Origin of the sequence: Streptomyces sp. NPDC091412 (assembly GCF_044756885.1) — a bacterium.
Lineage (GTDB): Bacteria > Actinomycetota > Actinomycetes > Streptomycetales > Streptomycetaceae > Streptomyces.
The window spans coordinates 547,132-568,646 of record NZ_JBIVTV010000004.1 but is presented as its reverse complement, the minus strand read 5'-3'; the positions used below and the strand labels follow the sequence as shown (position 1 = coordinate 568,646).

The 21,515-nt window shown below is 72.8% G+C and carries 17 protein-coding genes; 3 read left to right on the top strand and 14 right to left on the bottom strand.

What is annotated here, in order from left to right; translation table 11 throughout:
* Window positions 1-20 precede the first annotated feature (20 nt).
* The 5 genes from ACIQMV_RS13795 to hrcA all read right to left on the bottom strand — a co-directional run bounded on the left by ACIQMV_RS13795 (window position 21) and on the right by hrcA (window position 4,824).
* A complete protein-coding gene (locus tag ACIQMV_RS13795) occupies window positions 21-605 on the bottom strand; it encodes a hypothetical protein (protein WP_402592798.1) in 585 nt (194 codons plus the stop codon).
* 92 nt (window positions 606-697) lie between these two features.
* Window positions 698-1,438 (bottom strand): 16S rRNA (uracil(1498)-N(3))-methyltransferase, encoded by a 741-nt coding sequence (locus tag ACIQMV_RS13790; RefSeq protein ID WP_402592797.1) that lies wholly within the window; start codon window positions 1,436-1,438, stop codon window positions 698-700.
* Window positions 1,435-2,523, bottom strand: coding sequence for a nitronate monooxygenase (locus tag ACIQMV_RS13785; protein ID WP_402592796.1), 1,089 nt, complete (start codon window positions 2,521-2,523; stop codon window positions 1,435-1,437). Before ACIQMV_RS13785 ends, ACIQMV_RS13790 begins: the two co-directional genes overlap by 4 nt.
* Before the next feature lie 147 nt (window positions 2,524-2,670).
* The gene (gene dnaJ, locus ACIQMV_RS13780) at window positions 2,671-3,807 is read right to left on the bottom strand and encodes a molecular chaperone DnaJ (protein ID WP_141361036.1); all 1,137 of its coding nucleotides are present in this window, start codon (window positions 3,805-3,807) and stop codon (window positions 2,671-2,673) included.
* The gene (gene hrcA, locus ACIQMV_RS13775) at window positions 3,808-4,824 is read right to left on the bottom strand and encodes a heat-inducible transcriptional repressor HrcA (protein WP_402592795.1); all 1,017 of its coding nucleotides are present in this window, start codon (window positions 4,822-4,824) and stop codon (window positions 3,808-3,810) included. It lies immediately after the preceding gene.
* 201 nt (window positions 4,825-5,025) lie between these two features.
* Between hrcA and ACIQMV_RS13770 the strand changes: the two genes are divergently transcribed.
* Together ACIQMV_RS13770 and ACIQMV_RS13765 are read left to right on the top strand one after the other, a co-directional pair.
* A complete protein-coding gene (locus tag ACIQMV_RS13770; protein ID WP_402592794.1) occupies window positions 5,026-5,769 on the top strand; it encodes an MBL fold metallo-hydrolase in 744 nt (247 codons plus the stop codon).
* A 32-nt stretch (window positions 5,770-5,801) separates the two neighbouring features.
* Complete coding sequence (locus ACIQMV_RS13765) at window positions 5,802-6,608, top strand: DUF3097 domain-containing protein (RefSeq protein ID WP_402592793.1); 807 nt, start codon at window positions 5,802-5,804, stop codon at window positions 6,606-6,608.
* 44 nt (window positions 6,609-6,652) lie between these two features.
* Here the strand turns inward: ACIQMV_RS13765 and hemW are convergent, their stop codons facing one another.
* From hemW to lepA, 4 genes are all read right to left on the bottom strand, one after another.
* On the bottom strand, window positions 6,653-7,885 hold the full coding sequence (hemW, locus tag ACIQMV_RS13760; protein ID WP_402592792.1) for a radical SAM family heme chaperone HemW: 1,233 nt from the start codon (window positions 7,883-7,885) through the stop codon (window positions 6,653-6,655).
* A gap of 48 nt (window positions 7,886-7,933) precedes the next feature.
* Complete coding sequence (locus ACIQMV_RS13755) at window positions 7,934-9,880, bottom strand: SpoIIE family protein phosphatase (RefSeq protein WP_402592791.1); 1,947 nt, start codon at window positions 9,878-9,880, stop codon at window positions 7,934-7,936.
* 237 nt (window positions 9,881-10,117) lie between these two features.
* Entirely contained in the window at window positions 10,118-11,992 is a 1,875-nt protein-coding gene (locus tag ACIQMV_RS13750) for an AMP-dependent synthetase/ligase (RefSeq protein WP_402592790.1), read from the bottom strand.
* 271 nt (window positions 11,993-12,263) lie between these two features.
* On the bottom strand, window positions 12,264-14,132 hold the full coding sequence (gene lepA, locus ACIQMV_RS13745) for a translation elongation factor 4 (RefSeq protein WP_141361022.1): 1,869 nt from the start codon (window positions 14,130-14,132) through the stop codon (window positions 12,264-12,266).
* Window positions 14,133-14,352: 220 nt separating this feature from the next.
* Between lepA and rpsT the strand changes: the two genes are divergently transcribed.
* A complete protein-coding gene (gene rpsT / locus ACIQMV_RS13740; RefSeq protein WP_141361020.1) occupies window positions 14,353-14,619 on the top strand; it encodes a 30S ribosomal protein S20 in 267 nt (88 codons plus the stop codon).
* Window positions 14,620-14,879: 260 nt separating this feature from the next.
* Here the strand turns inward: rpsT and holA are convergent, their stop codons facing one another.
* The 5 genes from holA to ACIQMV_RS13715 all read right to left on the bottom strand — a co-directional run bounded on the left by holA (window position 14,880) and on the right by ACIQMV_RS13715 (window position 21,356).
* On the bottom strand, window positions 14,880-15,869 hold the full coding sequence (gene holA, locus ACIQMV_RS13735) for a DNA polymerase III subunit delta (RefSeq protein WP_225075101.1): 990 nt from the start codon (window positions 15,867-15,869) through the stop codon (window positions 14,880-14,882).
* A 93-nt stretch (window positions 15,870-15,962) separates the two neighbouring features.
* The gene (locus ACIQMV_RS13730; RefSeq protein ID WP_402592789.1) at window positions 15,963-16,208 is read right to left on the bottom strand and encodes a hypothetical protein; all 246 of its coding nucleotides are present in this window, start codon (window positions 16,206-16,208) and stop codon (window positions 15,963-15,965) included.
* 152 nt (window positions 16,209-16,360) lie between these two features.
* Window positions 16,361-17,242 (bottom strand): YceI family protein, encoded by an 882-nt coding sequence (locus tag ACIQMV_RS13725; protein WP_402592788.1) that lies wholly within the window; start codon window positions 17,240-17,242, stop codon window positions 16,361-16,363.
* Between the two features lie 206 nt (window positions 17,243-17,448).
* Window positions 17,449-20,055: a ComEC/Rec2 family competence protein gene (locus ACIQMV_RS13720; RefSeq protein WP_402592912.1), complete on the bottom strand. Its 2,607-nt coding sequence runs from the start codon at window positions 20,053-20,055 to the stop codon at window positions 17,449-17,451.
* Between the two features lie 200 nt (window positions 20,056-20,255).
* The gene (locus ACIQMV_RS13715; RefSeq protein WP_402592787.1) at window positions 20,256-21,356 is read right to left on the bottom strand and encodes a helix-hairpin-helix domain-containing protein; all 1,101 of its coding nucleotides are present in this window, start codon (window positions 21,354-21,356) and stop codon (window positions 20,256-20,258) included.
* Window positions 21,357-21,515 lie beyond the last annotated feature (159 nt).

Below are 21,515 nucleotides of genomic sequence, written 5' to 3'. Positions count from 1 at the left end.
GAACCGGCGGCGGTGCGGCCTCACTTGCCCCGGACGGGCCAGCAGGTGGGATCGCCCTGGCACCAGATCGTCCGGGTGACGGTCACCGTGACCGCCGGCTCCGGCTGACCGTGGGTGGGCCGGTAGGTGACGGGCGGCCGGTACGTCGGCCCGGTCGTGGCGTCGCAGTTGCCGAGGCCACCCACGTGGAACAAGACCCTGCCGCCGACTTTGGCGGTCAGGTCCCCGCGCACACAGGCTCCGTCGACGGCCCGGGTGACCTTCCCGGTGACGGAGATCTTCCGGCCGTCCTTCGTCTCCCCCTGGCAGTCCACGGTGACCACGGTGGTCTCGGACGCCGACGGCGACCGGTTCCCCTGACGCCCCGCCGTGCGCGTCCGTCCGCCGTCGTCGTCCCTGCCTATGCAGCTGAGCCAACTCACCGTCGTGTGACGCCGGTTCAGCTCCGCCGTCGCCGTCACGTCGGTCGTGGACGCCGCCGACGCGGCGTTGAGCCCGCCGGGTTCACATGCGACGGCACCGCCCGCGGCGACCGCCGCGAGCACCGCCACGGCCCTCACCCGCCGCCCGCGCGGCAGGTGCCGAATCCGCCTCGATGCCCCCATGCACGGCAGCCTGCCACCGCCGCGCCCGGGGCGGTAGAGCGCATACGGCCACACGCACGCCGCGCGCGCCCGCGCTCACGCGGCCCCGCCGGTCAGGACCAGCGGCCGGTACGGCCCAGCAGCAGGGCGGCGGCCGCCGTGCCGGCGGTGGAGGTGCGCAGCACGGTGGGGCCGAGCACGTACGCCTTCGCCCCCGCGTCCCCGAACTGTGCCAGTTCCTCGGGTGACACCCCGCCTTCCGGGCCGACGACCAGCACGATGTCGCCCTGGGCGGGGAGTTCGACGGAGGCCAGGCGCTCCTCGCCGCTCTCGTGGAGCACGGCGGCGAAGTCGGCTTCGGCCAGAAGTGCGGCAACCTGTTTGGTCGTCGCCGCGTCCGCGACCTCGGGGAAGCGCACCCGGCGGGACTGTTTGCCGGCCTCGCGGGCGGTCGCGCGCCACTTGCCGAGCGCCTTCAGGCCCCGGTCGCCCTTCCACTGCGTGATACAGCGGGAGGCGGACCACGGCACGATCGCGTCCACGCCGACCTCGGTCATGGTCTCCACGGCGAGTTCGCCGCGGTCGCCCTTGGGCAGGGCCTGGACGACGGTGATACGGGGGGACTCCGGCGGTTCCTCGACGAGGGACGCCAAGTCCGAGACCACCAGCCGGTCCTTGCCCTCGGCGGCCTTGACCACGCCCTCGATCCAGCGCCCGCGGCCGTCGGTGAGCACCACGTCCTCGCCCGGCCGCAGCCGCTTGACCGAGACCGCGTGCCGCCCCTCGGGGCCCTCCAGCACGAACTCCGTTCCGATTTCCTTCAGTTCGTCCACGACGAACACCGGCGCGGTCATCGCGCGTCACCTCCTGCCGCGAAACCGGTCGCCAGTGCCGCCCGTGCGGCGTCGAGTTCGGCGAGCAGCACCTCCACCAGCTGCCCGGCGGGCAGCTCGCGGGCCATCCGGTGGCCCTGGCCCGCCCACAGTGCCATGCCCTGCGCGTCCTTCGCCTTGGCGGCCGCCTTGCGCAGCGGCGCGGTGAGGTGGTGGACCTCCGGGTAGGCGGCGGGCGCGTACGGGCCGTGCTCCCGCATGAAGCGGTTGACCAGTCCGCGGGCCGGCCGGCCGGAGAACGCCCGGGTCAGCTCCGTACGCGGGAACACCGGGTCGGTGAGGGCCTGCTTGTGCAGCTCGTGCGCGCCGGACTCGGGGGTGGCGAGGAAGGCCGTGCCGAGCTGGGCGGCACTGGCGCCCGCCGCGAGCACGGCGGCGATCTGGCTGCCGCGCATGATGCCGCCCGTGGCGATGATCGGCAGGGCGACCGCCTCACGGATCTGCGCGACGAGCGAGAGCACGCCGATCCCGGCGCCGCTCTGTTCCGGGAGGTCGCGATGGGTGCCCTGGTGACCGCCGGCCTCCACGCCCTGGGCGATCACCACGTCCGCGCCCGAGCGGTCCACGGCGAGCGCCTCCTCGGTGGTGGTGGCGGTGGCGAGAACGAAGGTGCCGACCCGGTGCAGGGAGTCCACGACCTCGCGGGCGGGCACGCCGAAGTGGAAGGAGACGACCGGCACCGGGTCCTCCAGGAGCACGGCGAGCTTGGCGTCGTAGCCGTCGTCGCGTCCGGACTCCGGGTCGCCGAGTTCGGTCTCGTACCAGCCGGGCTCGCCGGCGAGCTGGTGGGCGTAGAGGTCGACGGCGCCGGTCTCGGCGCTCTCCGGCTGCGGCATGAACACGTTGACGCCGAAGGGGCGGCCGGTCAGTCCGCGCAGCTGCTTGATCTCCTGGTACATGCCGTCGGCGGTCTTGTAACCGGCGGCGAGAAATCCCAGTCCGCCGGCATCGGACACCGCCGCGGCGAGCGGCGGCACCGCGGGACCGCCCGCCATCGGCGCCTGCACGATCGGGTGCGGGAAGAGATCGGTCAGTGCGGAGGACATGACGGCATGTTGTCACGTCCGCCTGACGAGTCCGAATCCGGGCGACCTCCGGCATATGCCGGAGGAATCCCTTCCGGCCCAACCACTGCACCCGGCGGACCCGGGCCCCGCCTCGGCCCAGGACCCCCTACCGACCTCAGCCCCGCCTCAGCGACCGTTGAACGCGTCCTTCAACCGCGAGAACAAGCCCTGCTGCCCCGGCTGGAACTGTCCCAGTGGGCGTTCCTCGCCGCGCAGCTTGGAGAGCTCGCGCAGCAGGCGTTCCTGCTCGGGGTCGAGCTTGGTCGGGGTCTGGACCTCGACGTGGACGATGAGGTCGCCGCGGCCGCCGCCGCGCAGGTGCGTCACGCCCCGGCCGTGCAGCGGGATCGACTGGCCGGACTGGGTACCCGGGCGGATGTCGACCTCCTCCAGACCGTCCAGGGTCTCCAGCGGCACCTTGGTGCCGAGGGCCGCCGCGGTCATCGGGATGGTGACCGTGCAGTGCAGGTCGTCGCCGCGCCGCTGGAAGGTCTGGTGCGGCAGCTCGTGGATCTCGACGTACAGATCGCCGGCCGGACCGCCGCCGGGGCCGACCTCGCCCTCGCCCGCGAGCTGGATGCGCGTGCCGTTGTCGACACCGGCCGGGATCTTCACGGTCAGGGTGCGGCGGGCGCGGATGCGGCCGTCGCCGGCGCACTCCGGGCACGGGGTGGGCACCACCGTGCCGAAGCCCTGGCACTGGGGGCACGGACGGGACGTCATGACCTGGCCCAGGAAGGACCGGGTGACCTGCGAGACCTCACCCCGGCCGCGGCACATGTCGCAGGTCTGCGCGGTGGTGCCCGGGGCCGCTCCCTCGCCGCTGCACGTGGTGCAGACGACGGCCGTGTCGACCTGGATGTCCTTCGTGGTGCCGAAGGCCGCCTCGTCCAGCTCGACCTCGAGCCGGATCATCGCGTCCTGGCCCCGGCGCGTGCGCGAACGCGGTCCGCGCTGCGACGCCGTGCCGAAGAAGGCGTCCATGATGTCGGAGAAGTTGCCGAAGGAACCGGCCCCGAAGCCGCTCGCGCCGGCTGCGCCGGCCTGCGAGAGGGGGTCGCCGCCGAGATCGTAGACCTGCTTCTTCTGCGGGTCGGAGAGCACCTCGTAGGCGGCGTTGATCTCCTTGAACCGCTCCTGGGTCTTCGGATCCGGGTTGACATCCGGGTGCAGCTCGCGCGCGAGCCGCCGGAAGGCCTTCTTGATCTCTTCCTGCGACGCGTCACGGCGCACGCCGAGAACGGCGTAGTAGTCCGTGGCCACCTACGACTCCGCCAGGATCTGTCCGACGTACCGTGCCACTGCGCGTACCGCTCCCATCGTTCCCGGGTAATCCATGCGGGTCGGTCCGACCACGCCGAGCTTGGCCACTGCCTCGCCGCCCGAACCGTAGCCGACCGACACGATGGACGTGGAGTTGAGTCCTTCGTGGGCGTTCTCGTGACCGATGCGCACGGTCATGCCCGGATTCTGCGTCTCACCGAGCAGCCTCAGCATCACGACCTGCTCCTCCAGCGCCTCCAGAACGGGCCGGATCGTGAGCGGGAAGTCGTGCGCGAAGCGGGTGAGGTTGGCGGTGCCGCCGATGACCAGCCGCTCCTCGTTCTCCTCGACGAGCGTCTCCAGGAGGGTGGACAGCACGGTCGAGACGGTGCCGCGGTCCTCGACGTCGAAGCCGTCGGGCAGATCCTCCACCAACTGCGGGACGTCCGTGAAGCGGCGGCCGGCGACCCGGCTGTTCAGCCGCGCCCGCAGGTCGGCCAGGGACGTCTCCCCGAAGGGCGCGGGGCAGTCGACCATCCGCTGCTCGACCCGGCCGGTGTCCGTGATCAGCACCAGCATCACGCGCGCGGGCGCGAGCGCCAGCAGCTCCACGTGCCGCACGGTCGAACGAGTCAGCGACGGGTACTGCACCACGGCGACCTGCCGGGTCAGCTGCGCGAGCAGCCGCACCGTGCGGGCCACCACGTCGTCGAGGTCGACGGCACCGTCGAGGAAGTTGTGGATGGCACGCCGCTCCGGCGCGGTCATCGGCTTGACCTCGGCCAGCTTGTCGACGAACAGGCGGTACCCCTTGTCGGTGGGGATACGGCCGGCACTGGTGTGCGGCTGGGCGATGTAGCCCTCGTCCTCCAGGGCCGCCATGTCGTTGCGGACCGTGGCCGGTGAGACGCCCAGGCTGTGCCGTTCGGTGAGGGCCTTGGAGCCCACCGGCTCCTCGGTGCCGACGTAGTCCTGGACGATGGCGCGCAGCACCTGAAGCCGCCGCTCGCTGAGCATCGCGCACACCTCCAGGATCGTTCCTCGGCCACCCGCCTGGCACTCTGCGCATACGAGTGCCAGCTCTACCCGGCCCAGTGTACGGCCGCCGGGTACACCCCCGGCAAGGCCGGACCGCGACGGACTACGAGGTCGGGACCGGGATCACCCGGGATCGGCCGGGATGTCGTACCCGGCAGGCATCACCGCTAGCGTCGCCCTATGACGGATGCGTGGGAAGCCCCTCGGGAAGAACTGGAATGGGAACGGCTGGCGGACGGGGTGGGGCGGTGCCGCCTGCCCGGATGGGACTGCACGGTCGGGCTGGTCGTCGGGGAGGGCGCCGCGCTGATGGTCGACGCAGGTTCGAGCCGCCCGGAGGGCGCACGGTTGCGTGCGTGGGCGCGGGCGCTCGCCGGTGGTGATGTGACACATCTCGCGCTCACCCACCCCCACTTCGATCACATCTTCGGGGCGGCGGAGTTCGACGGCGCGGAGATCTTCGCCGCCGAGGGCGCGGACGCGGTGTTCGGTGACAGCGGTGAGCGCGCTGAGCTGCGCGGGGACGCGGTGCGCCAAGGGCTGGACGCCGAGGCGGCCGAGGAGGCGGCGGACGCCCTGGTACGGCCCGGCCGCGAGGTCCGCGACCGGCTCACCGTCCGGCTCGGTGGCGGGCGGGAGGTGCTGCTGGCGAACATGGGCCCGGCGCACTCCACGCACGACCTCGCGGTGGTGGTGCCGGGCGAGCAGACCGTGGTGTTCTGCGGGGACCTGGTCGAGGAGTCCGGCGAACCCCAGGCGGGCCCGGACGCCGTGCCGTCCCGGTGGCCCGCCGCCCTCGACCGGCTGCTGGCGCTCGGCGGCGAGGACGCGCTGTACGTCCCCGGTCACGGAGCGGTGGTGGACGCCGCCTTCGTCCGTGCCCAGCGGGACGCCCTGGCCGCGCGCTTCGGCGTGTCGCCCTGATCGGACACGGGCCTGTCCATATCGTCACTCGAATGCGCCAGTATTCACCCGACCTCACTCCGCCCTGGAAGAAGCCCCGGCCCGTGCCGGAGGTTCCCGCCGAGCCGGGTCTGGTCGTGGAGGAGCCCGGGACCGGCTTCTGCGGGGCGGTGATCCGCTGCGAGGCGGGCACGGTGACGCTGGAGGACCGTTTCGGCAAGCACCGGGTGTTCCCACTCGCGTCCGGCGGCTTCCTGCTGGAGGGCCGGGTGGTCACCCTGGTGAAGCCGTCGTCCGGCCCGGTACGGCCCACCCGTACGGCATCCGGTTCGGTCGCCGTGCCCGAGGCACGCGCGCGTGTGGCCCGCGCCGGGCGCATCTACGTCGAGGGCCGGCACGACGCCGAACTGGTCGAGAAGGTGTGGGGCGACGACCTGCGCGTCGAGGGCGTGGTCGTGGAGTACCTGGAGGGCGTGGACGACCTGCCCGCGATCGTCGAGGCGTTCGCGCCCGGTCCGGACGCCCGCCTCGGCGTCCTCGTGGACCATCTGGTGCCCGGCAGCAAGGAGTGGCGCATCGCCGAGTCGGTGACCAGCGAGCACGCGCTGGTGGTCGGCCACCCGTACATCGACGTCTGGGAGGCCGTGAAGCCCTTCTCGCTGGGGATCGAGTCCTGGCCCCGCGTCCCGCGCGGCCAGGACTGGAAGACGGGCGTGTGCCGCGCCCTGGGCTGGCCGGAGAACACGGGCGCGGCCTGGCAGCGGATCCTGTCCCAGGTGCGGTCCTACAAGGACCTGGAACCGGAGTTGCTCGGGCGGGTGGAGGAACTGATCGATTTCGTCACCGCCCAGCCCGAGTAGCCGAGCCGGGCCCGCGTCTCCAGGGACCGCCCGCTCCGGGTGGCTCAGTCCACCAGGTCCCGCACCACCGCGTCCGCCAGCAGCCGGCCCCGCAGGGTGAGCACGGCCCGCCCCGCCTCGTACGGCCCTTCCTGGAGCAGCCCGTCGGACAGCGCGCGCCGCGACGCGGCAAGGCCGTCCGGGCGCAGCAGGTCCAGCGGGACGCCCTCCCGCAGTCGCAGCTCCAGCAGGACGCGCTCCACCCGGCGGTCCTCCTCGGTGAGGAGTTCCCGGCCGGCGCCCGGGGAGCGACCGGCCGCGAGGGCCGCCGCGTACGCGCCGGGGTGCTTCACGTTCCACCAGCGCACGCCCCCGACGTGGCTGTGCGCGCCGGGTCCCGCGCCCCACCAGTCGGCGCCGCGCCAGTACAGCTCGTTGTGCAGGCAGCGGCCGGCTTCCGAGGTGGCCCAGTTGGACACCTCGTACCACTCGAAGCCCGCCGCGGACAGCGTCTCCTCGGCGATCAGATAGCGGTCGGCGTGCACGTCGTCGTCCGTCATCGGGATCTCCCCGCGCCGGATCCGGCGGGCGAGCTGCGTGCCCTCCTCCACGATCAGGGCGTACGCCGAGACGTGGTCGGGGCCGGCGCCGAGGGCCGCGTCCAGCGAGGCCCGCCAGTCGTCGTCGGACTCGCCGGGAGTGCCGTAGATCAGGTCGAGGTTGACGTGCTCGAAGCCGGCGGCGCGGGCCTCGGCCACACAGGCCTCGGGGCGGCCGGGCGTGTGGGTGCGGTCGAGGATCTTCAGGACGTGCTGCCGGGCGCTCTGCATGCCGAAGGAGATCCGGTTGAAGCCGCCCTCGCGGAGCGTGGCCAGGTAGGCCGGGTCGACCGACTCCGGGTTGGCCTCCGTCGTGATCTCCGCGTCGGCCGCGAGACCGAACTCGTCGCGGATCGCCCCCAGCATCCGCACCAGGTCCTCGGCGGGCAGCAGCGTGGGCGTGCCGCCGCCGACGAAGACCGTGCGGACCTCGCGCGGGTCGTCGCCGAGCACCTTGCGGGCGAGGCGCACCTCGTCGGTCAGCGTCCCGGCGTAGTTGTCACGGGAGGCGAGCACCCCGCCGGTGCCGCGCAGCTCGGTGGCGGTGTAGGTGTTGAAGTCGCAGTACCCGCAGCGGGTCGCGCAGTAGGGGACGTGCAGATAGAACCCGAGGGGCCGTTCGGCCGCCCCGGCGAGCGCGGCCACGGGCAGCGCACCGTCGTCGGGAACGGACTCACCATCGGGAAGTGCGGAAGGCATGCCTTCCATTGTCCAGCACACGCGGACTGGTCCCGGTGGGTCGTTTTGTCAGTCGCATTCGGCCTGGAGTACCAGCAGGGCCAGGTCGTCCTCCGGTGGGCCCGTTCCGAAGTCGTGGACGAGCCGGCGGATGCGCTCGGCGATCGGTTCCGCGTCGAGCCCGGCGCAGCCGGCGAGGGCCGTGGCGAGGCCGTCGCCGTCGTCGAACTGACGGGAGCCGGAGCGCCGCTCGGTGACGCCGTCGGTGACGCACAGCAGGGTGTCACCGGGCCGCAGCTCGAAGGTCTCGCAGGCGTACGTCTCGTCCTCGATCACCCCGAGCAGCGCCTGCGGCCGGGCCACCGTACGGACGCCGCCCTCGCGCCCGAGGACCAGCGGCAGCGGGTGCCCGGCGGAGGCGAGGGTGCAGCGCACGCCGCCGTCGAAGGGGACCAGCTCGCCGTACAGCAGGGACAGGAACCGGGTCTGGGTGTCGCCGGGGACCGGGGTCCGTCCGCCGGCCGCCACCAGGACGCGCGCGGCGGCGTCGGCGGCCTCGGTGGCGTCGTCGAGGAGGAGCTGGTTGAGGCGGTCCAGGACGTCGGCGACGCCGTAGCCCTCGCGGGCCAGCAGCCGCAGCCAGGGGCGCGCGAGCCCGATGACGACGGCGGCCTCGGGACCCTTGCCCTGCACGTCGCCGACCGCGAAGCACCAGCGGCCGTCGCCGGCCGGGAAGAGGTCGTAGAAGTCACCGCTCGGGCCGCCCTTGTCGCACGGCTCGTACACCAGCGCGCTGCGCAGACCGGGGATCTCGGCGACCGCGCCGGGCAGCAGGCCGCGCTGGAGCACGGCGCTGATGGTGGCCTGGCGGGCATACTGCCGGGCCGCGCCGATGGCGAGGGCGACCCGGCGGCTGAGGTCCTCGATCAGCCCGGTGACCTCGTCGGGGAAGCGGAGCAGTCCGGTCCGCCCGATGACGAGCGTGCCCAGCGGACGGCCGCCCGCGATCAGGCGGTACGCCAGCGCCGCGCCGTGGGCCGCGTGCGGGCCGAGGGCCTCCCCGGGCCAGGGGTACGGGGCGGGCCCGGACCGCAGGCCGTCGGTGGGGCGCGGCGGGTCCTTCTCCAGGGCCCGGCGCAGTTCCTCGATCCGGCTCTCGCTGCCGTGCCACACCCGGGCGAGCCGGGGTCCGGCCGCGCCGGTGACGTCGCTCCAGCCCCCGCCGCCCTCGCTCCAGCGCGAGGACCCCCACCGGCCGGTGGACTCGTCCTCCAGCCACACCGCGCACCAGTCGGCCAGCCGCGGTACGAGCAGCTGTCCGGTGAGCGAGGCGACCAGGTCCTCGTCGAGCTGTCCGGCGAGCAGGTCGGAGGCCTCCGCGAGGAAGGACAGCGCGCCGCGTCCCAGCCAGTCCCGGTCCCGCCCGGCGCGCTGGGGCTCGGGCGCGAGGACCTCGGCGATGCCGAGCCCGCGTTCGGTGCCGTACACCGCCTCCTCGTCCTCCTCCGCCGGGCCGGCCTCGGCGGGCAGCCGCGCCCACACCGTCTTGGCGCCGGCCCGGTAGGTGACGCCCCACGCCTCGCAGAGCGTCGCGACGAGCCGCAGGCCGCGGCCGTGCTCCGGGGTTTCGTGCAGTGCCCCGGAGCCGTGGTCGCTGGGGGCGCGCGAGGGGTGGTGGTCGCACACCTCGACCACACAGGCGCCGGTCTCCGGCTCCAGCCGACAGGTCAGCTCGACGTCGGTGCCCGCGTGCACGACGGCGTTGGTGACCAGTTCGCTGACCACGATCAGGGCGTCCTCGGCCAGTCGCTCACCGATCTCGAACCCGAGGTCCGTCCACTCGGCCAGCGCGGCGCGCAGCCGCGCGCGGGCGGCGCCGGGCGCGAGGGGGCCGCCGGGCAGTGTCGCGTGCGTCCTCGGGCATGCCCCCGCGGCGTACGCGGCCGTGCCGGACGCGTGCGCGGGTACCCCGAAGGCACGGGAGGCGGTCTCCCGCTGCGTGGGAATGACCCCCATCTGCGGCTCCCCGGGCGGTCCGGACGAATCGGTTCGGTCGATGCCGACAGGGTGACAGACCGACCGCGCCCATAAGCAAGGAGTTACCGAAGTGTGTCGCCTTGCATGAGAACCATGAGAACCGCGCTACCGGAGTGATCAAAGACGGACAGATCCGAGCGCCCGTGAACCTATTCGTGATCGTTCCCCGCGCACCCGAGGCGCGCGGGGAGTTCACCGGCCGGGCCGGCTCAGTGATCACGCCTCACGCGCGCCCGCGTACATCTCGTCGATCAGATGCTTGTACTCCCGCTCCACCACGGGCCGCTTCAGCTTCAGGCTCGGGGTGATCTCGCCGTGCTCGACGTCGAGGTCGCGCGGCAGCAGGCGGAACTTCTTGATGGTCTGCCAGCGCTGCAGGCCCTCGTTGAGCTGCCTGACGTAGCCGTCGACCATCTCGACCGTCCGCGGCGCGGCGACGACCTCGGCGTACGGCCTGCCCTCCAGGCCGTTCTCCTTGGCCCACGCCAGGATCGCCGGCTCGTCGAGGGCGATCAGCGCGGTGCAGAAGTTCCGGTCGGCGCCGTGCACGAGGATGTTGGAGACGTACGGGCACACCGCCTTGAACTGGCCCTCGACCTCGGCGGGAGCGATGTACTTGCCACCCGAGGTCTTGATGAGGTCCTTCTTGCGGTCGGTGATGCGCAGATAGCCGTCCGCGGAGAGCTCGCCGATGTCGCCGGTGTGGAACCAGCCGTCGGCCTCCAGCACCTCGGCGGTCTGCTCGGGCAGCTTGTGGTAGCCCTCCATGATGCCGGGGCCGCGCAGCAGGATCTCGCCGTCGTCCGCGATGCGCACCTCGGTGCCGGGCAGCGGCCTGCCGACCGTGCCGGTGCGGTAGGCCTGGCCGGGGTTGACGAAGGAGGCGGCGGAGGACTCGGTGAGGCCGTAGCCCTCCAGGATGTGGATGCCGGCGCCGGCGAAGAAGTAGCCGATCTCCGGGGCGAGGGCGGCGCTGCCCGAGACGCAGGCGCGCAGCCGGCCGCCGAAGGCCTCGCGGATCTTGGCGTAGACGAGCGCGTCGGCGACCTTGTGCTTGGCGGCCAGGCCGAAGGGCGCGGAGCGGGTGCCGGTGCGCCTGAAGTTGTCCTGGGTGACCTTGGCGTACTCGCGGGCGACCTCGGCGGCCCACTGGAAGATCTTGTACTTGGCCGGGCCGCCGGCGCGGGCCTTGGCGGCGACGCCGTTGTAGACCTTCTCGAAGATGCGCGGGACGGCCGCCATGTAGGTCGGCTGGACGACCGGCAGATTCTCGATGATCTTGTCCACGCGACCGTCCACGGCCGCCACGTGCCCGACCTCGATCTGGCCGGAGGTGAGGACCTTGCCGAAGACGTGCGCGAGCGGCAGCCACAGGTACTGGACGTCGTCGGCGCCGACCAGCCCGGTGGCGGCGATGGCCTTGGCCATGTACGACCAGTTGTCGTGCGGCAGCCGGACGCCCTTGGGGCGGCCGGTGGTGCCGGAGGTGTAGATGAGGGTGGCGAGCTGATCCTTGGTGATCGCGCCGACCCGCTCCTTGATCAGCTCGGGGTGCTCTTTCAGGTACGCGGCCCCGCGCCGCTCCAGCTCGGCCAGGCTGAGCACCCGGTCGCCGGCCTCGACGCCGTCCGCGTCGATGACGACGACGTGGTGCAGCTCGGGAAGCTCGGCGCGCTTCTCCTCGGCCTTGGCCAGTTGCTCGGCGTTCTCCGCGATAAGCACCCGGCTCTGGGAGTCGGAGAGGATGAAGGCCGCCTCGCCGGCGTTGGTCTGCGGGTAGACCGTGGTCGTGGCCGCGCCCGCGCACATGATGCCGAGGTCGGCCAGCAGCCACTCCACACGGGTGGCGGAGGCGAGCGCGACCCGCTCCTCCGGCCGCACGCCCAGCTCGATGAGTCCGGCCGCGATCGCGTAGACCCGCTCGGCGGACTGCGCCCAGCTCAGCGACTTCCAGTCGTCCGGACCCTCGCCGGAGGCCGCGGGTACGGGGTAGCGGTAGGCCTCGGCGTCCGGTGTCGCCGCCACACGCTCCAGGAAGAGGGCCGCCACGGACGGCGGACGGTTCTCGATCAGGGTCTGTGCGTCGCTCACGACATCCTCCGGGGCCCGCGACAGTGCGGCTGGCTCTTTGCGGCTGGGGTGACTCACGTGTGGTGGTGCGAACTGTTGCTTAACTCACGAGTAACTAACGAGCAGGATCAGACTAAGGCGCGACCGGCCACCGCGTAAGGGGCAGTGCTCCGTCACTTCGCACGGAGAGCTACCACGCGGATGCGCGAGGGCCCACCGCGCTTTCGCACGACGGGCCCCATTTTCACCCGGTTCACCGGGTAACGGCCGCACGCCCCGGGCTACCGGGCGGTCATTTCTTGCCCTTGGCCGACCCCGCGCTGTCATCGCTGGAGAGCACCGCGATGAAGGCCTCCTGCGGAACCTCCACGGAACCCACCATCTTCATGCGCTTCTTGCCCTCCTTCTGCTTCTCCAGCAGCTTCCGCTTACGGGAGATGTCACCGCCGTAGCACTTGGCGAGGACGTCCTTGCGGATGGCGCGGATGGTCTCGCGGGCGATCACCCGGGAGCCGATGGCGGCCTGGACGGGCACCTCGAAGCTCTGCCGCGGGATCAGCTCCCTGAGCTTGGCGACGAGCCGGACGCCGTACGCGTACGCCTGGTCCTTGTGGGTGATCGCCGAGAAGGCGTCCACCTTGTCGCCGTGCAGCAGGATGTCGACCTTGACCAGGGAGCTGCTCTGCTCACCGGTGGGCTCGTAGTCGAGGGAGGCGTAGCCGCGGGTCTTGGACTTCAGCTGGTCGAAGAAGTCGAAGACGATCTCGGCGAGCGGGAGGGTGTAGCGGATCTCGACGCGGTCCTCGGAGAGGTAGTCCATGCCCAGCAGCGTGCCGCGGCGGGTCTGGCACAGTTCCATGATCGAGCCGATGAACTCGGTGGGCGCGAGGATCGTGGCCCGTACGACGGGCTCGTACACCTCGGCGAGCTTCCCCTCGGGGAACTCGCTGGGGTTGGTGACCGTGTGCTCGGTGCCGTCCTCCATCAGCACGCGGTAGACCACGTTGGGGGCGGTGGCGATCAGGTCGAGCCCGAACTCGCGCTCCAGCCGCTCGCGGATCACGTCCAGGTGGAGCAGGCCGAGGAAGCCGACGCGGAAGCCGAACCCGAGGGCGGCGGAGGTCTCCGGCTCGTAGACCAGGGCGGCGTCGTTGAGCTGGAGCTTGTCCAGCGCCTCGCGCAGCTCGGGATAGTCGGAGCCGTCCAGCGGATACAGGCCGGAGAAGACCATCGGCTTGGGGTCCTTGTAGCCGCCCAGCGCCTCCTCGGCGCCCTTGTGCTGGCTGGTGACGGTGTCACCGACCTTGGACTGGCGGACGTCCTTCACCCCGGTGATCAGGTAGCCCACCTCGCCGACACCGAGACCGTCGGCCGGCAGCATCTCCGGGGAGTTGGTGCCGATCTCCAGCAGCTCGTGGGTGGCGCCGGTGGACATCATCCGGATCCGCTCGCGCTTGTTGAGCTGACCGTCGATGACACGGACGTAGGTCACGACACCGCGGTAGGAGTCGTAGACGGAGTCGAAGATCATCGCGCGGGCGGGGGCGTCGGCGACGCCGACCGGAGCCGGGATCTCCTTGACCACCCGGTCGAGCAGCGCGTCGACGCCGAGGCCGGTCTTGGCGGAGACCTTCAGCACGTCCTCGGGGTCGCAGCCGACGAGGTTGGCCAGTTCCTCGGCGAACTTCTCCGGCTGCGCGGCCGGCAGGTCGATCTTGTTGAGGACCGGGATGATCGTGAGGTCGTTCTCCATCGCCAGGTAGAGGTTGGCGAGGGTCTGGGCCTCGATGCCCTGGGCCGCGTCGACGAGCAGGACGGTCCCCTCGCAGGCGGCGAGCGACCGCGAGACCTCGTAGGTGAAGTCGACGTGCCCCGGGGTGTCGATCATGTTGAGGATGTGCGTGTTGCCGGGGTCGTGGGTGGGAGCCCACGGCAGACGCACCGCCTGGGACTTGATCGTGATGCCGCGCTCGCGCTCGATGTCCATGCGGTCGAGGTACTGGGCGCGCATCTGCCGCTGCTCGACCACCCCGGTCAGCTGGAGCATCCGGTCGGCGAGCGTGGACTTGCCGTGGTCGATGTGCGCGATGATGCAGAAGTTGCGGATCAGAGCCGGGGCGGTACGGCTCGGCTCGGGCACGTTGTCAGGGGTCGCGGGCACGCAGGGTCCTGTTTCTTGAGGCGCCTTGTGCCTCGGGTCGGAACGATACGTAGCTTCCATGGTCCCACGGGTGGGGACCGGCGACCGGTTTGGGCCGCCCAGCGGGCCACTGGTAGCCTGGGCGACTGTGTCTCATGCCCTCTACGCGCGAGGCACCACTCAAGAAATCATCGGTACGGGACCCGTGCGGCCCCGTACCAGAACCTGAAAAGGCTCATTCGTGGCGAACATCAAGTCCCAGATCAAGCGGAACAAGACCAACGAGAAGGCGCGGCTGCGCAACAAGGCCGTCAAGTCCTCTCTGAAGACCGCGATCCGCAAGGCCCGCGAGGCCGCTGCCGCGGGTGACGTCCAGAAGGCCACCGAGCTCCAGCGCGCTGCCGCGCGTCAGCTCGACAAGGCCGTCTCGAAGGGCGTCATCCACAAGAACGCGGCCGCCAACAAGAAGTCGGCGCTGGCCACCAAGGTCACGGCCCTCAAGGGCTGAGCCCCTTCCTTGATCTGAACGGATCCTCCGGGATCCGACTTGGCCGGAAGGACTGAGGGCGGGCCCTCTCTCATCCGCCCCCGACCGGCACCCCCGGATCCGCGCGCGGCCTGCGTTCGCCACGCGGGCGCGGAACCGAACTGCGTGAACCGAAGACCCCGTCGCACTCCCTTTCCCCAGGGAGAGCGGCGGGGTCTTCGGCGTGTCGCGCAGGCGTGAAGAGAGGCCGGGACCTTCGACGTGGGGTGGCGCGGGCCGTCTCAGCCGCGTCCTCTGGAGCGGGCCGCCCGGGCGATGGTGACCACGGCCTTCTCCAGGGCGTACTCGGGGTCGTCGCCGCCGCCCTTGACGCCCGCGTCGGCCTCGGCCACCGCGCGGAGGGCGACGGCCACGCCGTCCGGGGTCCAGCCGCGCATCTGCTGCCGGACGCGGTCGATCTTCCAGGGCGGCATGCCGAGTTCCCGCGCCAGGTCGGCCGGACGGCCGCCGCGCGCGGACGACAGCTTCCCGATCGCCCGCACGCCCTGGGCGAGCGCGCTGGTGATCATCACCGGTGCCACGCCGGTGGCCAGCGACCACCGCAGCGCCTCCAGCGCCTCCGCCGCCCGCCCCTCGACGGCCCGGTCGGCGACCGTGAAGCTGGACGCCTCGGCCCGCCCGGTGTAGTAGCGGCCGACGACGGCCTCGTCGATCGTCCCCTCGATGTCGGCGACCAACTGCGCCACCGCCGACGCCAGCTCCCGCAGATCGCTGCCGATCGCGTCGACCAGCGCCTGGCACGCCTCCGGTGTGGCCGAGCGCCCGAGCCCGCGGAACTCGCCCCGTACGAAGGCGAGCCGGTCGGCCGGCTTGGTCATCTTCGGGCAGGCCACCTCGCGCGCACCGGCCTTGCGCGCCGCGTCGAGCAGGCCCTTGCCCTTGGCGCCGCCCGCGTGCAGCAGCACCAGTGTGATCTCCTCGGCGGGCGCCCCGAGATACGCCTTGACGTCCTTGACCGTGTCGGCCGACAGGTCCTGCGCGTTGCGCACGACCACGACCTTGCGCTCCGCGAAGAGCGACGGACTGGTCAGCTCGGCGAGCGTGCCGGGCTGCAACTGGTCCGGGGTGAGGTCCCGTACGTCCGTGTCGGCGTCGGCGGCCCTGGCGGCGGCCACCACCTCCCGCACGGCACGGTCGAGCAGGAGGTCCTCCTGCCCCACGGCAAGCGTCACCGGGGCGAGAAGGTCGTCGTTCGCAGTCTTCCTGGCCATCGCGACAAGCATCCCACGGACCACTGACAAGGCCCCCGGCACGTGGCACCGGACGCCGCGGACCACACCGGTTCGCACCCGGCCCCCACAGGGCTAGGGCTCCTCGCGCCAGCCCTCCCACTCCGCCGCGAACGCGTCCAGCTCCGCCGGATCCAGCCGTTCCGTCTCGTCCCGGAGGACGACGAGCCACTGCGCGTCCTCGGCGTCGTCCTCACCGGCCAGCGCGTCGCGGACGATCCGCGGCTCCTCGTCGACCGCGAACCGCTCCGCGAGTGCCTGCGCCACCTCCTCCGCGGCATCGCGGTCGGGCAGCACCAGCACGTGTCTCACATCGCTCACGGGGTCATTGTCCGGCAGCCCGCCGTGCCGAGGACCGGCGGCCGGCGGCCGGCGGTCGGCGGTCGGCGGTCGGCGGTCGGCGGTCGGCGGTCGGCGGTCGGCGGTCGGCGGTCGGCGGTCGGCGGCGCCCGACGGCCGTGCCCGGCCGGGCGTCAGGCCTTGGGGACGAGCTGTACGTCGAGGGCGACCTGGATGGTCGGCCCGACCACGGCGATCCCCCGCGCCAGCATCGTCTGCCAGCTCACCGTGTAGTCGTCACGGTGCAGCTCGGTGGTGGCCCGGCAGGCCGCCCGCACCTCGCCCTCTATGCCGTTGCCGAGCCCGAGGTACTCCATGTCGAGGGTGACCGTACGCGTCACCCCGTGCAGCGACAGCGCGCCGGTGACGGCCCATCTGCTGCCGCCCCTGTGCACGCACCGCTCGCTGTAGAACTCCAGCGTCGGGAAGTTCGCCACGTCCAGGAAGTCCGCCGAGCGCAGATGCTCGTCACGCATCCGCACGTTCGTGTCGATGGACGCCGCGTCGATCACCACGTGCATCGCGGACCGCTCCACGGGATCGGAGATCCGCACCGCTCCCGCGAAGGAGTTGAACCGCCCGTGGATCCGGGCCAGCCCGATGTGCCGGGCGGTGAAGCCGATCGAGGAGTGCGTCGCCTCTATCTCCCAGTCGCCCGGCGCCGGCAGGTCCGGCGGCTGGGCGACCTGGAGGGTCACATCACCCAACGGGGCCAGCGAGTTCTCGCCGACGAACACGGTCGCCCTGTGCGGCGTGTACCCCTCCGCGGAGATGGCGAGCCGGTACTCCCCCGCCGGCACCGTCGCCAGGAACAACCCGTAGGGATCCGTGCCGCCGCCGACCACCGTGCGCCCCATGGTGTCGCTGACGGTGAACTCGGCGTGCGCCACCGGTTGGTTGACCGGATCGAGCACCCGGCAGCTCAACACACCCGCGTCGGGCGGAGTCTGCACCGCCGCGAGCGGACTCGCCTGTTGCGCCCGGTTCGTCCGGTTTCCCAGCCAGCGGCCGAACATCTACGCCACCCCACGCATGCCTCGACATCTCCATTGCCGAAGAAGTATTCGATCACCAACAGGGCATTCCAGGCAACACGAGCCCACATCACGAGAATCCGTCACATGCCACGGGACTGCACACAAGGAGCATCAACTGGCTGCTCATTGACAGAAAATGAAATTTTCCCCTCACCTTCCCCACAACCGGCACACATCCCCGGCATTCAGTTCCGCGCCACACGCACCCCCGCACCCGCACCCGCACCGGTCACCGCGAGCGCCCCGTCCCGGTCCGTGCGCAGCACCACCGCGCCCAGCGCGCGCAGGGCCGCTACGGTGGGAGGAGCCGGGTGCCCGTAGCTGTTGTCCGCGCCACAGGAGATCAGGGCCAGGCGCGGAGCCGCCACGCGTATCAGGTCCGGGCTCTGGTACGCCGAGCCGTGATGGGCGACCTTGAGCACGTCCACGCCCGCCAGTCGCGCGCTCATCGGGGAGTTCAACAGCGCTTGCTGTGCCGGGGGTTCGAGGTCGCCCAGGAGCAGCAGGCGCAGTCCGCCGGAGTGGACGAGCAGTGTGACGCTGGCGTCGTTGGGTCCGTCCGGGTCCGGTGCGGGGGGCAGTGGCGGCCACAGCACCTGCCAGGTCAGGTCACCGGTACCGCGCTGTTCCCCGGCACCGGCACGGGTCAGCGGAATGCCGCGACGGGCTGCCTCCCTCCGTACGAACTCGGCCTGCTGCACGGGTTCTTGATAACCGGTCGTCTCGATCGCGCCCACCGCGCGTCCGCGCAGCACGCCCGGCAGGCCGGCCACGTGGTCGGCGTGAAAGTGGGTCAGTACGACCAGCGGGACCCTGGTGACGCCGAGCTTGCGCAGGCAGTGGTCCACCAGCGCCGGGTCGGGTCCGGCGTCCACGACCACGCCGGCGCCGCTGCCCGCCGCGAGCACCGTCGCGTCGCCCTGGCCCACGTCGCACATCGCGAACCGCCAGCCGGGCGGCGGCCAGCCGGTGATCACCCGGGTCAGTGGCGGCGGCTGCACGACCACCAGGAGGAGCAGCGCCCCGCAGACCCCGCAGAGCCAGGGGTGTCTCAGCAGCCACCGGCCCGCGAGCACGGCCGCCACCGTGACGAGGGCCAGCAGCAGCGCCCCGGTCCAGCTTCCCGGCCAGTCCACTCCCCCGCCGGGCTGGGCCGCCCCCGTCCGGGCCACGTCCGCGATCCACCCGGTCGGCCAACTCGCGCACCAGGCCAGCGTCTTCGCCACCGGCATCGCGACCGGTGCCGTCGCCAGCGCCGCGAAACCCAGTACGGTCGCGGGCGCGACGGCGGCCTCCGCGAGCAGGTTGCACGGCACCGCCACCAGGCTCACCCGGGCCGACAGCACGGCGACGACGGGCGCGCACAGCGCCTGCGCCGCTGCCGCCGCGGCCAGCGCCTCGGCCGCCCTGGCGGGGACCCGACGCCGTTGCAGCGCCGCGCTCCAGCGGGGCGCGAGGGTGAGCAGGGCTCCGGTGGCCAGCACCGACAGCAGGAAGCCGTAACTGCGCGACAGCCACGGGTCGTAGAGCACCAGCAGCAGTACGGCCGTCGCCAGGGCGGGGAGCAGCGATCTGCGGCGCCCGGTCGCGAGGGCGAGCAGCGCCACCGCTCCGCAGGCCGCGGCCCGCAGCACGCTCGGGTCGGGCCGGCACACGACGACGAACCCCAGGGTGAGCGCCGCCCCGAACAGCGCGGTGCCGCGCAGGGGCAGGCCCAGCCACGGTGCCAGGCCACGGCGCTCCACTCGCTGGGCCAGGCCCGGTGGCCCCAGGAGCAGGGCGAGGAGGATGGTGAGGTTGCTCCCGGAGACGGCCAGGAGGTGTGTGAGGTCCGTCGCCTTGAACGCCTCGTCGAGTTCGGGGGTGATCCGCGAGGTGTCCCCGACGACCAGGCCCGGCAGCAGCGCCCGCGCGTCCGCCGGCAGGCCGTCGGTCGCCGCCCGCAGCCCGGCACGCAGCCGGCCCGCCAGTCGCTGTGGCGCGGACGGCTCCGCCACCACCTCGGGCGGCGCCCTGTCCTGGACCCGGAGGACCGCCGCGATCCGGTCGCCGCCCGTCATCGGGGGCGACAGCCGCGCGGTCACTCTCAGCCGCGTGGACGGCAGCAGCCCCAGCCAGGGCGAGAGCTGTGCCCCTTCCGCGGGGTGCGTGTCGTGCCCGCCCGGCGAGCGTCCCGGTCTTCCCGACGGGTCCCCGACACGGGACGCCGTGCGCGAGTCGATGTTGACCAGGATCAGCACCGGAGTCCGGGTCACCACCGCCGCCGCCGAGCCGGGTCGGTCGACGCGCAGCACCTCGGCGTCCATCCGTACGGAGGGAGGCGCCTGACGGTCACCGCGGATCCGGGGGTGGGTGAGGCGGGGGTCGGAGGTCAGCTCCACCTCGGCGGTCACCGTGGCGAACTGGCGTGTCAGAGCGGGCACCGGGCCGCGCCTCACGTCCGCCCCGTGGAGCCCGGCGGACACGGCGGCCGCGGCGGCGCCCAGGAGCGCGGCGGCAGCGGAGGTACGCGCCCAGGAGGCACGTGTCCCGGACCGCCTGACGGCAGGAGCGGGTGGCTGCCCTGCCGTGGGTGTGGGTGTTCCACGGCTTCCGCGTCGTCGGCCCACCAGGAGTACGGCGGCAGCGGCGAGGCAGGCGATCACGAAGCCGGTCACTCGGCCCGTGGAGGCGTCCAGTGCCACGGCCGCCGTCGCCCACGCCGCGAGGGCGGGCGGGACGAGCCGGAGGTCTGCCGGTCCTTCCTGCCGGGGATGGGCGTTGCCCAGTCGCTTGCCGGAGGCGGCGTGCACCGCGGGACGGAGGTGAGTCCGGGCGGATGGGGGCTCGGCAGGGACGGGGCGGCCGGGAGGCGCGGGGCCTCGCTCGGTGTCGGTGTCGGTGCCGGTGCCGGGGTCGGTGCCGGGGTCGGTGCCGGTGTCGCGGCCGGTGCCGGGGTCGGTGTCGGGGTCGCGGCCGGTGCCGGGGTCGGTGTCGGTGTCGGTGTCGGGGTTCACGGGCTGACCAGGTCCCGCAGATCGGCGAAGCGGCGCGTGCCGATGCCGCTGACCTCACGCAGTTGGTCCACCGAGCGGAAGCCGCCGTGCTGCGTGCGGTAGTCGATGATGCGCCGGGCCAGCACGGGACCGACGCCGGGCAGGGTCTGCAACTGGGCGGCGGTGGCCGTGCTGAGGGAGACCGGGGCCGTGGACATGCCCGCGGCACCCGTACCGGCCGCGCCGGAGAGGCCCGCTCCGGGCGCCTCGGGTACGGCGGCGGGAGCCGGGCCGCCGACGACGACCTGTTCGCCGTCCACCAGGAAGCGGGCCCGGTTGAGGCCGTCGGTACTGGTGCCGGGACGCACCCCGCCGGCCGCCTGGAGGGCGTCGGCCACCCGCGACCCGGCCGGCAGGCGCTGGATTCCGGGGCGCCGGACCTTGCCGCTGACGTCCACCACGATCTCCGTGCCGGGGGACGCCGGAGCGCCCCGCGCGAGGACCGGCGGCGCCCCGGCCGTGGTGGCCTTGTCCTGCCCCTGGTCCTCGTGGGGAGCCACCGCCCGCACCACCTCGGGTGCCTGGACCGTCTGCGTACGGCCGGTCCAGAAGTGCTGCACGGCGAGGAGCGCGGCGACGGCGAACAGCACGGTGAGCGCCACCACGTTCCTGCGCTCCAGCCCACACCGCGCCTGCAACCACAACGGCATGCGCTCGCGCACCGCTGCCCCGGTCCGCTCCCGCCAGTCCGGCACCCCGGCAGGACCGAAGGGCTCCGACTCGGCATTGCCGCCCGTCTCCACGGCGCCCCGCACAGCGGGATGGGCCGCGCCCCTGCGGCCGGCCGCCACCGGGCCCGCCCCAACCGCCGTGGTCGAGCAGCTCACTTCGCGCACGGCAGCGGGGCTCACGCGGCCCGCGCCGGACGGACTCACGTCCGCCGAACCCCCGTCGACGACCACAGCCGGGCCGGCAGCGGCCATCGCTGCCGAGCCGCCACCGGCCATGCCAGTCACCCCGCCGCCGACCACGGCCGCCGAACCCACGCCCACCGCCGCAGCAGAGGCTCCGGCTGCGGCTGCCCGGCCCACGCCGACCAGCCCACCACCGGCCGCCACAGCCGGGCCCACCTCCCGCCCGGTGACAAAACCCCCATCGCCCAGGGCAGTCGAATCCGTGCCATCCACCGCGGGCGGACCCGCGGCCACTGCCCTCGCCTCACCCGTGGCAGCGACGACGTTGGCCAGGACAGACGGCGCCCTACCACCCGCCGCAAG